We start from the raw sequence: 14,725 nt of genomic DNA, 5'->3' as shown, positions 1-14,725 counted from the left end.
GGGTGTCGAAGAGAGTGACAGCGGCCCTTGGGCCCGCTATCAGAGCCAGCCGCGCTCTTTGTAGTAGCGGGCAGCCCCTTCATGCAGCGGGGCGGAGAGACCCACCTTGATCATGTCGGCCTCTTTCAGGTCGGCGAAGGCCGGGTGCAGGCGCTTGAAACGATCCAGGTTGTCGAATACCGACTTCACCAGTTGATAGACCACTTCCGGATCCGCCTTGGCACTGGTGGAGAGCACCGCCTTGCCGCCAATGGACGGGGTCGGCTGGTCGCTGCCCTTGTAGATGCCGCCCGGGATCTCGGCCTTGCTGTAGTAGCTCTTCTCGGCCAGCAGCTTGTCGATGTCGGCGCCGGTGACCGGTACCAGCACGGCGTCGGTGGTGGTGGAGGCTTCCTGGATGGCGCCGTTGGGGTGGCCGACGAAGTAGCTCATGGCGTCGATGTTGTTGTCACCCAATGCCGAGGCCTGCTCGGCCGGCTTGAGCTCGGAGACCAGGCCGAAGTCGCCCTTTTTCCACCCCTTCACCGCCATGATCTCTTCGAAGGTGTCGCGCTGGCCGGAACCCGGGTTGCCGATGTTGACCCGCTTGCCCTTGAGATCGTCGAAGCCGGCGATCTTGGCGTCCTTGCGGGCCAGGATGGTGAACACCTCGCTCTGCAGGGAGAAGACGGCGCGCATGTCGTCCATGGCACCCTCGGCCTGGAACGGCGGCAGCCCCTTCATCGCCTTGTACTGATGGTCGGACTGCATGATGCCGAAGTTGAATTCACCGCTGCGGATGCCGTTGACGTTGGCTACCCCGCCACCGCTGGCCGGGGCGTTGCACTTGATCTGGTGATCGGCGGCGCCGCGATTGAGGAAGCGGCAGATGGACTGGCCCGCCACGTAGTAGACACCGGTCTGACCGCCGGTGCCTATGGTCACGAAGCGCTCCTGCGCCTGCACCGGACCACCGAACGAGACGCCGGCCAGGACAGCCGACAGGGCACACGCCAGGGATAATCCTTTCATGTTGTTCATCCTTTTTGATTGATTCAGCTCGCCCGTTCCACGGGCGAATGCCGGACAAACCACCGTTCTGCGTCGGCGGTTGCCCATGACCTCGATATGAGGAAGCGGGTGAACGGCGAACGTTCCCCAAAAAGCCACCAGCATCCTGTGGTGAGACAGTCGGCTTCATGCCAACCGAAGATAATTGGCCCCGAGGGGGCCAATTAAAGAGTCATAACGGCTTCGATTAAGCACACGGCGCCAACATAAATCAAACAAAAACACAAAATGATGGATATGGATGACGAGAAATTTGAAGCCGATCATTAATTTGCTGATCAGAGATTAATTGAATGTGCTACCGGTCGGCAGACAGAGTGGGAGGAGTGAGATTCTTTTGCAGCCCTTGACTGGCAAGGGCTGCAACTGTGGTGACTTATGCTTGTGGCTTGGCCAGATCCAGAATAAACGCGAACTCCAGCGCGATATCCTCGTAGGCTTTGAAGCGACCCGACTTGCCGCCGTGGCCGGCGTCCATGTCGGTGCTCAGCAACAACTTGTTATCATCCGTCTTCAGCTCGCGCAGCTTGGCCACCCACTTGGCCGGCTCCCAGTACTGCACCTGGGAATCGTGCAAGCCGGTGGTCACCAGCAGGTTGGGATAGGCCTGCGCCTTGACCTGATCGTAGGGGCTGTAGGCCTTCATGTAGTCGTAGTAGCGCTTCTGGTTCGGGTTGCCCCACTCGTCGTACTCCCCGGTGGTGAGGGGAATGGACTCGTCCAGCATGGTGGTGACCACATCGACGAACGGCACCTGGGCCACCACGCCGCGATAGAGCTGGGGCGCCTGATTGATGACGGCCCCCATCAGCAGACCGCCGGCGCTGCCGCCCATGGCGTAGACCTGATCCTTGGCGCCGTAGCCCTGCGCCACCAGCGCCTCGGTCACGTCGATGAAGTCGTTGAAGGTATTCTGCTTTTTCAGCAGCTTGCCATCTTCATACCAGTGGCGGCCCAGCTCCTCGCCACCACGGATGTGGGCGATGGCGTAGACGAAGCCGCGGTCCAGCAGGCTCAGCCTGGCGCTGCTGAAATCCGGGTCCATGCTGGCGCCATAGGAGCCGTAGCCGTAGACCAGCAGCGGATTGGTATGCGTCCCCGCCCCCTCTTGCTTGAACTTGTCCTTGCGATAGACCAGCGACACCGGCACGGCCACGCCGTCACGGGCGGTGATCCAGAGCCGCTCGCTGGCATATTGCTCGGCCTTGAAGCCCGCCACCGGCTGCTGCTTGAGCAGGGTGCGCTTGCCGCTGTTCAGGTCGAGCTCGTAGGTGGACGAGGGGGTGGTCATGGAGGAGTAGCCATAGCGCAGCGCGCTGGTATCCGGCTCCGGGTTGTAGGCGAGCCAGGTGACATAGGCCGGATCGTCGAAGGCGATCTCCTTCTGCTCGCCGCTCTGCCAGTTGACCTGCCGCAGCCGGGTCAGCCCCTGACTGCGCTCCTCCAGCACCAGCCACTCCTTGAACAGGGCATAGCTCTCCAGCAGCACGTCCGGATTGGGGGCGATCACCGCCTTCCAGCGATCCACCGGGCTCTCCTTGGTCTCGTAGAGGCCGAAGTTCTTGCCGTCCTTGTTGGAGCGCACATAGAAGCGGCCGCGGTAGTGATCCAGGCTGTATTCGTGATCCACCTGGCGCGGCAGGAACAGCCGCGGCGCCTGGGTCGGTACGTTGGCATCGATGAGACGCGCCTCGCCCGAGGTGGTGCTGGAGAGGGCGATGACGATGAAATCTTCCGAGGTGGTGGCGTAGAGGCTCACATAGAAGGAGTCGTCCTTCTCCTCATAGACCAGCTGATCCTTGGCCGGCTCCGTGCCCAGCTCGTGGCGATAGACCTGGTAGGGCAGCAGCGTCTTGGGGTGCTTGCGCACGTAGAACACCGTCTTGCTGTCGTTGGCCCAGACCAGGTTGCCGGAGGTGTTCGGAAGCAACTCGGCGGCCCATTTGCCGCTCTCCAGGTCGAGGAACTGGATCTGGTACTGACGGCGGGAGAGGAAATCTTCCGCCACCGCCAGCCAGCGGTTGTTGCGGCTCACCTCGAGCGCCCCCAGGGCGTAGAACTCGTGGCCTTCGGCGCGCTGGTTGCCGTCCAGCAGCAGGCTCGCAGCCTCTTCACCCAGCTTGCTGCGCGAATAGATGGCGTACTCCTTGCCCGGCTCGTAGCGGGTCTGGTAGCGATAGCCGTTCTTCACGTAGGGCACCGACTCGTCCTGCTGCGGAATGCGGGCCACCATCTCCTGATAGAGCTGGTCGCGCAGCGGCTTGATCGGTTTGAGCATGGCGTCGGTGTAGGCGTTTTCAGCCTCGAGGTAGGCCAGCACCTCGGGTTTCTGGCGCTCGTCATCCCGCAGCCAGTAGTAGTTGTCGACCCGGGTATCCCCGTGTTTCTTGATGGCGTGAGGGTGTTTGGCGGCCACGGGAGGCTGGATCAGGGTGTCGCTTGTGGGCATGGCGGACTCATCATTGGCATATGAACAGGGAACGGCGGCCAGACAAGCCAGCAGCAGAAGCCCTCGGGAAAAGGTGAACATGTCGCATCCTTTGCGCTGTAAAAGGGTTGGCGGACCTGAGCCTTGGCTCCTTGGACAGGGGATCAATCTGCCCCTTGTCGCCTTCAGTTGCAAGTTCTCCCGCGCCCTGATGTAAAAGGGCCGCCATCTCGCGATGGCGGCCCCCATACCTGACCGTGAGCGACACGGGCTCGCTCAGGTGTGCCTCACATGATGGAAGTGTGTCTGCTCACGGCCAGTTTTCATCAGCCGGGGTAGCTCGACCAGACCTTGGTCGCGCCCTCGTTGCTGATGCTCAGCACCTGATAGGGCTGACCCGGAATATCCATGCCTGGCGCACTCTGGGGCATGCCCGGAATGGTCAGGCCGCGGATCGCCGGTTTTTCCTTGAGCAGCTTCTGCACGTCGGCGGCGGGTACATGCCCCTCCACCACATAGCCGTTCACCACCCCGGTGTGGCAGGACGCCAGTTGCGGAGTGATGCCGTACTGCTGCTTGACCGGTTCAAGCTGCTCGGTTTCGACGACCTTGACCTCAAAGCCGTTCTCTTCCATGTGCTTGATCCAGGTCTTGCAGCAGCCGCAATACTGGGACTTGTAGACGGTCATCTGCTCGGTTGCCAGAGCAGAAAAACTGACGGTACCGGCCAGCACGGCCAATAACAGGGACTTGTACATAACTCACCTCGGATAAGAAGAAATGCCCAAAAAAACAGGGGGACTCGACTCAACCGAGATGACGGGGCGGACGCTCCAGCCGGTCGGTCGGAACATCCGGCATGAACTGGGAGGGGGAGATGAAATCCGGGGTATCGGGTTCCAGCATGGCAACCGTCAGGCTGTCGCCGGTGAGCACCGTCATGGCGAGCGCCGAGGTGAAGCTGCCGCAGGGCATGGCCTTCTCCAGGGTGCGTTCGCTCTGGCTGCAATGGGGAGTCAGGGTACAGAGATCGGTCGCTGCCCGGCTGCCAAACGACATCAGCACCATCAGCAGACTCCACAGGGGGAGCCAGCGGCGGGCGCGAGCGAGTTGGCGACGGGTCAGAACCATGGGACGACTCATTGACGAAAGGTGGCCTATGGTAACCCTTGGCCCAGGGGGAGGGTCAAGCCCTCCCCCGCTTCCAGTCAGCCGCCATCAAGGTTGCTGACGGGTCGCCGCCAGCATGATCTCGCGCACGCAGACATTGGCCGGCTGGCTCCATGCATAGAGCACGGCGTCGGCGATCACCTCAGGCGCAATGACGCCCCCCATCTGATCCTTCCAGTCGTGGTAGCCGGCCTTGATGCTCTCGTCCGTGGTGTGGCTGAGCAGCTCGGTCTCCACCGCGCCCGGGGCTATGGTCACCATCCGCACGCCGACGTCGGCCACCTCTTCCCGGATGTTCTCGGTCAGGGCGTGCACGGCGAACTTGGTGGCGCAGTAGGCGGCATGGTTCGGGAAGGTCTTGCGACCGGCGATGGAGCTGATGTTGATGATGGTGCCGCTGCGGCGGGCCTTCATGCCGGCCAGCACGGCGTGAACACCGTTCAACACCCCCATCACGTTGATGTTGAGCATCTGCTGCCACTCGGCCGGGTCCTGCACGTCGGCCTGTCCCAGCAGCATGACGCCGGCGTTGTTGACCAGGCAGCCGACCGGGCCGAATTGTGCCTCGGCCTGCTTGATGGCGGCCTTCATGGCGGCGGTGTCGGTCACATCGACCCCGATGCAAAGAGTATCGGGCAGCGCCAGCGCCTGCATGGGCTCGACCCGGCGGGCCAGCAGCAGCAGCGGATGGCCGGCGGCGGAGAAGGCGCGGGCGATGGCGGCACCGATCCCGGCGGAGGCACCGGTGATCACGACGAGAGGCTTGGACATGATGTTTTCCTTCTGATTCAAGAGTCGGTTTGAGCAAACAAGCGGCTGGCCAGCACGGAACGGGATCACTATAGTCACTGCATCCATCAGTGATAAATATTGTTTTCCGCTGGTTATCATCTGAAAAAACTATGGTTGGGCTTATGCTGGATCTGAGACTGCTGCGCTTCTTCATCGCCATCTATGAAGAGAAGAACATCACGGCGGCGGCCGAACGCTGCCACGTCAGCCAACCCTCCCTCTCGGCGGGGCTGCGCCAGCTGGAAGAGACCCTGGGTGACAGCCTGTTCATTCGGGGCAAGAAGGGGGTGGCGGCCAGGGATCAGGCCCATTACCTCTATCCCCACGCGGTCAAGCTGGTGGAAGAGGCACGCCGGCTGCCGGCGCTGTTTCGCCAGAAGGCGACGCGTGCGCGGCTCAACATGGCCATCATGCCGGATCTGAGCCGGCGGCGGGTGGCGGGATTGCTGCAGCAGGTGCAGGCTGTGCTGCCCGAGCTGGATCTCACCCTCTCCGATTACGGGACGCCTGCCGACTGTCGGCTGACCCTGGATGCCCTGCGCAGGGAGGACGAGATCTTCCTGCCGCTGTGGGAGGAGGATTATGTCTTGTGCGTGCGCCGCGACCATCCCCTCGCCAGCCGCCAGCAACTCGAGTTGGCCGAGCTGCAACATTATGATTTTATTGAGTGCCCTCCCTGCGAAGCCCATCAGCAGACCATAGGTCTGCTGGCCTGTGACCGACTGACCCTCAATCTGGTGGCCAAGGCCGAAAGCAAGGGGCTGGTGATGGCGCTGGTGCTGGCCGGAGTCGGCATCAGCTTTCTGCCGGACGGGTTGGTGGAGGACGAAGCGGGTCTGTGTACCGTGCCGGTGCGCGGGCCACGGATGTTCCGGCGCATCGGCCTCTGCTATCCCGCCCACCAGACCCTCAATCCGGCGCTGCGCGAGCTGATCCCGGAACTGGCGAGCCATGGCGCTTCTTGATAACGTCGCTGCTCAATGCATCTTTTTTTCGCCGGTCGCTTGCATCGGTATTTGGCCCCTCTTCAGATCAGGAACCCATGAAACGCATTCTGGTTATCTTTTCACACCCGGCGCTGCAGAGCTCCCGGGCCAACAAGCAGCTGCTGCAGGCCATCGACGGCCTGGAGGGCGTCACCCTGCACGACCTCTACCAGCACTACCCCAACATGTTCATCAACGTGAAGCGGGAGCAGGCCCTGCTGTCTGAACACGACATCATCGTGTTCCAGCACCCCTTCTACTGGTACTCCTGCCCCGCCATCATGAAGGAGTGGATGGATCTGGTGCTGGAGTATGGCTACGCCTACGGCCCGGAAGCCCACGCCCTCAACGGCAAGCAGTGGCTGTCGGCCATCACCACCGGCGGCGCCCCCGAGTCTTATTGCAGCGAGGGCTACAACCAGCGCCCGTTGCTCGACTTTCTGCTGCCGTTCCGGCAGACGGCCCAGCTGTGCGGCATGAGCTGGCTGCCGCCATTCGTGCTGCACTCCTTTCACAAGATCCGGGATCAGGAGGCGCTGCGCCGCTGCGGCCAGGACTATCGCCAGCTGCTGTGTGCCCTGCGCGACGAACAGCTGACCCCGGCCCAGCTTGCCGGCAGCCCCTATCTGCGCGATCTGCTGGAGGTACTCTCATGACCCGCTCTCGATCCGGGCGGCGGCCTGGCCTGCCGACATCGACCTCCACCACAGTGCGGAGGATCCGCTGATGGGACATGGTTTACTGTTCGATGCCTTCATCTACCTCTCTGCCGCGGTGATCGCGGTGCCACTGGCCAAGCGCTGGGGGCTGGGCTCCGTGCTCGGTTACCTGCTGGCGGGCATCATCATAGGTCCCTTCCTGCTGGGGCTGGTGGGTGAACAGAAAGATGTGATGCACTTCGCCGAGTTCGGGGTAGTGCTGATGCTGTTTCTGGTCGGGCTTGAGCTCAGGCCGGCGCTGCTGTGGCAGCTGAAGGGACCGATCCTCGGCACCGGCGGGCTGCAGGTGCTGCTGACCACGGCGGCCCTGACCGGCGTGGCCCACCTCATCGGCCTGCCCTGGCAACAGGGGCTGGCCATCGGCCTCATCCTGGCGCTCTCCTCCACCGCCATCGTGCTGCAGAGCCTGCAGGAGCGCAAACTGATGCAGAGCGAGAGCGGCCGCTCCGCCTTCGCCGTGCTGCTGTTCCAGGACATCGCCGTCATCCCCATCCTGGCGATCCTGCCGCTGCTGGCCATCGCGCCGGTGGCCAGCAGCGGCAGCTCGGAGCTGGCCGGCTGGCAACACGGCCTGCTGGTAGTGGCCGCCATCTCCGGCATAGTGCTGGGTGGTCATTACCTGATGCGACCGGTGTTTCGCGCCATCGCCCAGTCCCACATGCGGGAGATCTTCGTCGCCGCCGCCCTGCTGCTGGTGATCGCCATCGCCGTGCTGATGGAGTCGGTCGGCCTCTCCCCCGCCCTTGGCTCCTTCCTCGCCGGCGTGGTGCTGGCGGACAGCGAGTATCGCCACGAGCTGGAAGCAGACATAGAGCCGTTCAAGGGGCTGCTGCTCGGCCTCTTCTTCATGTCAGTGGGCGCCGGCATCAACTTCGGGCTGTTTGCCGAGCACCCGCTGCTTATCCCGACCCTGGTGGTCGGCCTGATGGTGCTCAAGTGGCTGGTGTTGATGGCGCTCGGTTTTGCCATTCGCATCTCGCCGAGTCAGCGCTGGACCTTCGGGCTGGCGCTGGCCCAGGGCGGGGAGTTCGCCTTCGTGCTGTTCTCGTTCGCCGCCCAGAACAAGGTGCTGCCAGGGGATACCATCGCCCTGCTGACCCTGGTGGTGGCGCTCTCCATGGCGCTGACGCCGCTGCTGCTGATCCTCAACGATCGGGTGATCCAGCCCTGGTTCGACTATCGCAACCAGAGTGAATTGCCGCAGCACGAGCAGCCGGAGCTGGTGGAGCACCCGGTCATCATCGCCGGCTTCGGCCGTTTCGGTCAGATCGTGGGCCGTCTGCTGCACGGCCACGGCATCGGCACCACCATCCTCGAGCAGGATGCCAGCCAGATCGAGATGCTGCGCAAGTATGGCTATCAGGTGTTCTATGGCGATGCCAGCCGGCTTGACCTGCTGCACGCCGCCGGCGCCCACAAGGCCAAGCTGCTGGTGCTTTCCATCAACGATCCGGCCACGTCACTCGAAGTGATTGAAATGGTGAAGAAACACTTCCCGCACCTTAAGATACTGGCGCGAGCCCAGGATCGTCCCCACGCTCACGAGATCCTGCGCCAGGGCGTGGGCAGCGTGTACCGGGAAACCCTGGGTTCTGCCGTGGATCTGGGGGTGGAAGCCCTGACCCAGCTCGGCTTTCGGGCCAACCAGGCCTGGCGGGCCGGCCAGACCTTCAAGCAGCACGACAACTGGCTGCTGCGGGAACAGGTCAACTACCTGGACGACGAACACACCTATATCAACAAGAGCCTGCAATACCGGGACATCCTCTCCGATCTGCTGCAAGACGATCAGGAAGGACAGGAGCGCATTCACGCTCACAACTGGAACAGCGGTCTGCCCGACAACGACAAGGAAGCAATATGATTGCCTATTACCCCATGCTCAAACACCTGCACATGACGCTGGCGCTGGTCAGCGTGCTGCTGTTCCTCTATCGCTGGCTGCTGGCCCTCGGCGGCAGCCCCCGCCTGCAGCAGAAGTGGCTGAAGATCCTGCCCCATGTCAACGACACCTTCCTGCTGCTGTTCGGAGTGCTGCTGGCGGTAACCCTGCAGATGAGCCCGGGCCAACAACCCTGGCTGATGGCCAAGCTGATCGCACTGGTGGTTTACATCGGCCTCGGCGTCATGGCGCTCAAGCGCCCTGCGCGCAGTCAGAAGCTGGTGGCCGGCCTCGCAGCCCTGGCGGTATTCGGCTATATGGTGGGCGCGGCCATCACCAAATCCGCCTTGTCCTGGCTGGCCTGATCCAGCCAAAAAGTACCTGCCTGACGGAGGGGAGCCATCCCCTCCACATCATATTCTGTATTTCCCCGTCATTTCTGTTTTTTCCTCTACCCCAGATCCGTAAGACAGCACTTTCATTTGGTGAATTTTCATCATTTTTTAGCCTCGATTGCTGCCCTAAATGATGGCAATTATGTTTAGGATCATGTGGTTAGCTTGGTTTGTATGAAAATGGCGACAGTTGTCGCAGCAAAACTTGCGACATAGACTGTCGCAAGGCATGGCTAGGATACACTCAACGCTAAACCAGTGAAGGCATGCACCATGAGTAAGAAGCTGTTACGACAACTGACCTTGGCGCGTTGCATCCCGCACCGCCCTTACAAGCTGACCGCCAGCCAACTCCAGGTAAAACTGGAAGAAGAAGGCATCCACGTCAGTCTGCGTACCGTGCAACGGGACCTGGAAGAGATGTCCGGCATGGGGTTGTTCGATCTCACCTCGGATGAACGCAGCAAACCACACGGCTGGTGCTTCGAGCGCCATGGCCTCAACGATTTTGCCAACATCATGCCGCTCTCCTTGGCAGTGGCGCTGAAAACCTGGAGCGATCAGGCCAGCCAGCTGTTGCCGGCCAGCGTCCTGACCGAACTGAACCCCTTGGTCGACAAGGCCAGCCAGGTGATCCGCGACAGCCAGAGTGAACTGGCTGAACGCTGGCTCGAGAGCGTGCACCAGTCACCGCGTCCGTTTGCCGGTAACCCGGAGATCCGCCGCAGCACCTTGATCCGCGATGCGTTGTGGCGCGGTCGCAAGTTCAGTGCAGAGATCCAGCGGGTCATCAAGGAGCGCACTGTATGGCTCTGCTACGACCGCATCAATCCGCTCGGCATCCTGAACCAAGCGGAAGGGCCAACCCTGCTCTGCACCCTGTCCGAGCTGGATCCCAAGGTCTACGGCATCCCGTTCGATCACATCAAGAACGTGGAGCTGACCAACTTCAGCGCGACCCAGCCGAAGGATTTCAACATCCAGAAACTGATCCGCGATCAGGGGTATCAGGATGTCAGCGGGCCAATCCGCTTCGTCGGTCGCATCGATGCCAACTGTCCGACCCTGGTCGACGGGCAAATCCCCGGCCACAACCCGCGCATGACTCGCTACGACAAGCGCAGCGTGGTGGTGGAAACCGAGGTGCAGGACACCCCCGAGTTCCGTACCTGGCTCAACAACATGAGCGGGAATCTGGAAGTGCTGGCACCTGAATCCTTGCGCAAGGCATATCCGACACCGGGTAGCCGCGTCAGCTGACCACCTCAGAAAAAAAGCCGGGCAAAGCCCGGCTTTTTGTATTCTTTTTGAGCATATTTATTCAACTAATTTTTAAGTCTCACCCACCGAATTGAGCCTGTTTGTACCATCGTTTTCGCCCTGTTTTTGCGTGTAAGAGATCCGCCATGGCAGCTGTAAGAGGCCACTGTGTCGAACCGTACGCGAAGCCATCTTTGAATCCACATGCTTTCCCATGAAACAAACTAATCTCATGATTTATATGACTTTATCTCTATGGCATTGGTCATTAATCCGTTATCGCCACGCCAACAACACCGGATCCTCCCTTGTTCCGCCCCCTGGTTCCCTTAATATGGGTCTCACAAGGACGGAGCTGGTTCGGCAGGATGCGGAAACAGCGCATAAGCAGGGAATAAACCACAGGGTGTGGGCAAGGAACACCTCAGGATGAGGCCGGTAACCAGGACGGTTATCAAACGGATTACAGGACACCACGGGACGTGGTTGCGGACACCTCGGGATGAGGCAGAGCAAACAGGATGATTGCTCTTCAGGAAGAATATGGACCTCGCTGGAAGCGAGCAGGACAGCTTCAGGATGAAGCGAGACAACCCGGATGGTTGTCTGTCAGGATGACGCAAGGAACACCACGGGATGTGGTAACGGACACCTCCAGGATGGAGAGAGTGCAGCAATCAGGAGCGATTGCCAGGCTAGGATGGCCACAGGACACCTCAACGGATTGGGAAGGGGATATTCCGAAGGATCAGGATAAAGTCAGGGATTGCAGGGAGCGTTGCAGTTCATGGACTGGACTAGATGACTTGAGGGGACGGCAGCCGCTGTCCCCTTTTCTTTATGTGCATTTTGTACCAAAACGGGTCAATGACATGGGATTCTATTCGCTGCCACAGCACATCCTGTGTGCTCTAGAGTGTGCCCCTCGGTCTCGGCTCCCATATTCATGTCAGCCAAGATGCCAGCTCCTCTCAACCCCGCTTCGCGAACGGGGCTTTGAGCTAGTGTGCAGTGAGCAAGTAACCACTAGCAAAGCTCCCCTACATTCGCCCAGACCTTCTTAAATGTGCTTCAACCAAGGAAGGCTCCCAGTGTAAAGCTGGCTCATTGCCAGCGACCACATACCCGCCAGAAACACAGGGTGGAATGGACCCATCCCGACATGACCACCGTCTGGCTTTGTGTGTTTTACTGAGCCGCGTGAGGGGAAAAGAGGCAATTCGGGGACATGAGTGCGGTGCCGGAAACGAAAAAAAGCCCAGTCGTTAGACTGGGCTTCTTAAGTAGTGGCGGAGCGGACGGGACTCGAACCCGCGACCCCCGGCGTGACAGGCCGGTATTCTAACCGACTGAACTACCGCTCCGCTGTCTGGTTAGCTTTTTGCTAAATTGTCTGCCGCTTCATTGAGGTGTCATCCTCTCGGCCAATTATGCAATTTGTGCATAACTGTTTAATTGGGTGCCTGGCAGTGTCCTACTCTCGCATGGCGAATGCCACACTACCATCGGCGCTACCGCGTTTCACTTCTGAGTTCGGCATGGGTTCAGGTGGTTCCACGGCGCTATGGCCGCCAGGCAAATTCTTCAATCTGAGAAAGCTGACATAAGTAGTTTCGTATTTGTCACAAGGCTCGAAACACTTCTTGGGTGTTGTATGGTTAAGCCTCACGGGTAATTAGTATGGGTTAGCTCAACACGTCGCCGCGCTTACACACCCCACCTATCAACGTTGTGGTCTCCAACGGCCCTTTAGGACCCTCAAGGGGTCAGGGATGACTCATCTCAGGGCTCGCTTCCCGCTTAGATGCTTTCAGCGGTTATCGATTCCGAACTTAGCTACCGGGCAGTGCCACTGGCGTGACAACCCGAACACCAGAGGTTCGTTCACTCCGGTCCTCTCGTACTAGGAGCAACTCCCTTCAATCATCCAACGCCCACGGCAGATAGGGACCGAACTGTCTCACGACGTTCTGAACCCAGCTCGCGTACCACTTTAAATGGCGAACAGCCATACCCTTGGGACCGACTTCAGCCCCAGGATGTGATGAGCCGACATCGAGGTGCCAAACACCGCCGTCGATATGAACTCTTGGGCGGTATCAGCCTGTTATCCCCGGAGTACCTTTTATCCGTTGAGCGATGGCCCTTCCATTCAGAACCACCGGATCACTATGACCTACTTTCGTACCTGCTCGACCTGTCCGTCTCGCAGTTAAGCTGGCTTATGCCATTGCACTAACCTCCTGATGTCCGACCAGGATTAGCCAACCTTCGTGCTCCTCCGTTACTCTTTGGGAGGAGACCGCCCCAGTCAAACTACCCACCAGGCACTGTCCGCGACCCCGATTCAGGGGCCTGCGTTAGAACATCAAACATACAAGGGTGGTATTTCAAGGACGGCTCCAGCGCAACTGGCGTCACGCCTTCAAAGCCTCCCACCTATCCTACACATGTAGGTTCAATGTTCAGTGCCAAGCTGTAGTAAAGGTTCACGGGGTCTTTCCGTCTAGCCGCGGGTACACCGCATCTTCACGGCGAATTCGATTTCACTGAGTCTCGGGTGGAGACAGCATGGCCATGGTTACACCATTCGTGCAGGTCGGAACTTACCCGACAAGGAATTTCGCTACCTTAGGACCGTTATAGTTACGGCCGCCGTTTACCGGGGCTTCGATCAAGAGCTTCGCTTGCGCTAACCCCATCAATTAACCTTCCGGCACCGGGCAGGTGTCACACCCTATACGTCCACTTTCGTGTTTGCAGAGTGCTGTGTTTTTGATAAACAGTCCCAGCCATCTGGTCACTGCGACTCCCAACTGCTCCATCCGCAAGGGACTTCACTGTCAAGAGCGAACCTTCTCCCGAAGTTACGGTTCTATTTTGCCTAGTTCCTTCACCCGAGTTCTCTCAAGCGCCTTGGTATTCTCTACCCGACCACCTGTGTCGGTTTGGGGTACGATGACTTGTAATCTGAAGCTTAGAGGCTTTTCCTGGAAGCAGGGCATCAATGGCTTCCGCACCGTAGTGCGTTCGTCTCGTGTCTCAGTGTTGTGTCTCCGGATTTGCCTAGAAACACCACCTACGCACTTTCACCAGGACAACCGTCGCCTGGCCCACCTAGCCTTCTCCGTCCCCCCATCGCAATTACAAGTCGTGCAGGAATATTAACCTGCTTCCCATCGACTACGCCTTTCGGCCTCGCCTTAGGGGTCGACTCACCCTGCCCCGATTAACGTTGGACAGGAACCCTTGGTCTTCCGGCGAGGAGGCTTTTCACCCCCTTTATCGTTACTTACGTCAGCATTCGCACTTCTGATATCTCCAGCATGCCTCTCGACACACCTTCGCAGACTTACAGAACGCTCCCCTACCACTCACACTTAGTGTGAATCCGCGGCTTCGGTGCCTGGTTTGAGCCCCGTTACATCTTCCGCGCAGGCCGACTCGACTAGTGAGCTATTACGCTTTCTTTAAATGATGGCTGCTTCTAAGCCAACATCCTAGCTGTCTGAGCCTTCCCACATCGTTTCCCACTTAACCAGAACTTTGGGACCTTAGCCGGCGGTCTGGGTTGTTTCCCTCTTCACGACGGACGTTAGCACCCGCCGTGTGTCTCCCGGATATTACTTACTGGTATTCGGAGTTTGCATGGGGTTGGTAAGTCGGGATGACCCCCTAGCCCAAACAGTGCTCTACCCCCAGTAGTATTCGTCCGAGGCGCTACCTAAATAGCTTTCGGGGAGAACCAGCTATCTCCGAGTTTGATTGGCCTTTCACCCCCAGCCACAGGTCATCCCCTAACTTTGCAACGTTAGTGGGTTCGGTCCTCCAGTTGATGTTACTCAACCTTCAACCTGCCCATGGCTAGATCACCCGGTTTCGGGTCTACACCTTGCAACTAGACGCCCAGTTAAGACTCGGTTTCCCTACGGCTCCCCTATACGGTTAACCTCGCTACAAAATGTAAGTCGCTGACCCATTATACAAAAGGTACGCAGTCACCCCGAAGGGCTCCCACTGCTTGTACGTACACGGTTTCAGGT

General features: G+C 59.6%; 10 protein-coding genes, 1 tRNA gene and 2 rRNA genes (1 of these 13 cut by a window edge). 5 read left to right on the top strand and 8 right to left on the bottom strand.

Going from position 1 to position 14,725, the window contains the following annotated elements; translation table 11 throughout:
- Positions 1-39: 39 nt before the first annotated feature.
- The 5 genes from AHA_RS01740 to AHA_RS01720 form a co-directional block, all read right to left on the bottom strand.
- Complete coding sequence (locus AHA_RS01740; RefSeq protein WP_016349123.1) at positions 40-1,011, bottom strand: TAXI family TRAP transporter solute-binding subunit; 972 nt, start codon at positions 1,009-1,011, stop codon at positions 40-42.
- A 415-nt stretch (positions 1,012-1,426) separates the two neighbouring features.
- Positions 1,427-3,580, bottom strand: coding sequence for a S9 family peptidase (locus AHA_RS01735; protein WP_164927514.1), 2,154 nt, complete (start codon positions 3,578-3,580; stop codon positions 1,427-1,429).
- A gap of 224 nt (positions 3,581-3,804) precedes the next feature.
- Positions 3,805-4,236: a DUF411 domain-containing protein gene (locus tag AHA_RS01730; RefSeq protein ID WP_011704327.1), complete on the bottom strand. Its 432-nt coding sequence runs from the start codon at positions 4,234-4,236 to the stop codon at positions 3,805-3,807.
- A gap of 49 nt (positions 4,237-4,285) precedes the next feature.
- A complete protein-coding gene (locus tag AHA_RS01725; protein ID WP_011704326.1) occupies positions 4,286-4,609 on the bottom strand; it encodes a hypothetical protein in 324 nt (107 codons plus the stop codon).
- 87 nt (positions 4,610-4,696) lie between these two features.
- Positions 4,697-5,419, bottom strand: coding sequence for an SDR family oxidoreductase (locus AHA_RS01720; protein WP_164927513.1), 723 nt, complete (start codon positions 5,417-5,419; stop codon positions 4,697-4,699).
- 143 nt (positions 5,420-5,562) lie between these two features.
- Here AHA_RS01720 and AHA_RS01715 point away from each other — a divergent pair, with 143 nt between their 5' ends.
- From AHA_RS01715 to AHA_RS01695, 5 genes are all read left to right on the top strand, one after another.
- Positions 5,563-6,405, top strand: coding sequence for a LysR family transcriptional regulator (locus AHA_RS01715; protein ID WP_042066814.1), 843 nt, complete (start codon positions 5,563-5,565; stop codon positions 6,403-6,405).
- A 77-nt stretch (positions 6,406-6,482) separates the two neighbouring features.
- A complete protein-coding gene (gene kefF / locus AHA_RS01710; protein WP_016349118.1) occupies positions 6,483-7,082 on the top strand; it encodes a glutathione-regulated potassium-efflux system oxidoreductase KefF in 600 nt (199 codons plus the stop codon).
- Between the two features lie 70 nt (positions 7,083-7,152).
- A complete protein-coding gene (locus tag AHA_RS01705; protein WP_011704322.1) occupies positions 7,153-9,009 on the top strand; it encodes a monovalent cation:proton antiporter-2 (CPA2) family protein in 1,857 nt (618 codons plus the stop codon).
- Complete coding sequence (locus AHA_RS01700) at positions 9,006-9,392, top strand: SirB2 family protein (protein ID WP_011704321.1); 387 nt, start codon at positions 9,006-9,008, stop codon at positions 9,390-9,392. The genes AHA_RS01705 and AHA_RS01700 overlap by 4 nt, the downstream gene beginning before the upstream one ends.
- 303 nt (positions 9,393-9,695) lie before the next feature.
- The gene (locus AHA_RS01695; protein ID WP_005308002.1) at positions 9,696-10,682 is read left to right on the top strand and encodes a helix-turn-helix transcriptional regulator; all 987 of its coding nucleotides are present in this window, start codon (positions 9,696-9,698) and stop codon (positions 10,680-10,682) included.
- Positions 10,683-11,969: 1,287 nt separating this feature from the next.
- Here the strand turns inward: AHA_RS01695 and AHA_RS01685 are convergent.
- From AHA_RS01685 to AHA_RS01675, 3 genes are all read right to left on the bottom strand, one after another.
- A tRNA-Asp gene (locus AHA_RS01685) sits at positions 11,970-12,046 on the bottom strand.
- 97 nt (positions 12,047-12,143) lie between these two features.
- Positions 12,144-12,258: ribosomal RNA gene (gene rrf / locus AHA_RS01680) — 5S ribosomal RNA — on the bottom strand.
- A 78-nt stretch (positions 12,259-12,336) separates the two neighbouring features.
- Positions 12,337-14,725: ribosomal RNA gene (locus tag AHA_RS01675) — 23S ribosomal RNA — on the bottom strand; it runs 500 nt beyond the window's last position.

Source organism: Aeromonas hydrophila subsp. hydrophila ATCC 7966, from assembly GCF_000014805.1.
Taxonomy (GTDB): Bacteria; Pseudomonadota; Gammaproteobacteria; order Enterobacterales; family Aeromonadaceae; genus Aeromonas; species Aeromonas hydrophila.
This window is presented reverse-complemented; position numbering and strand designations above follow the sequence as displayed.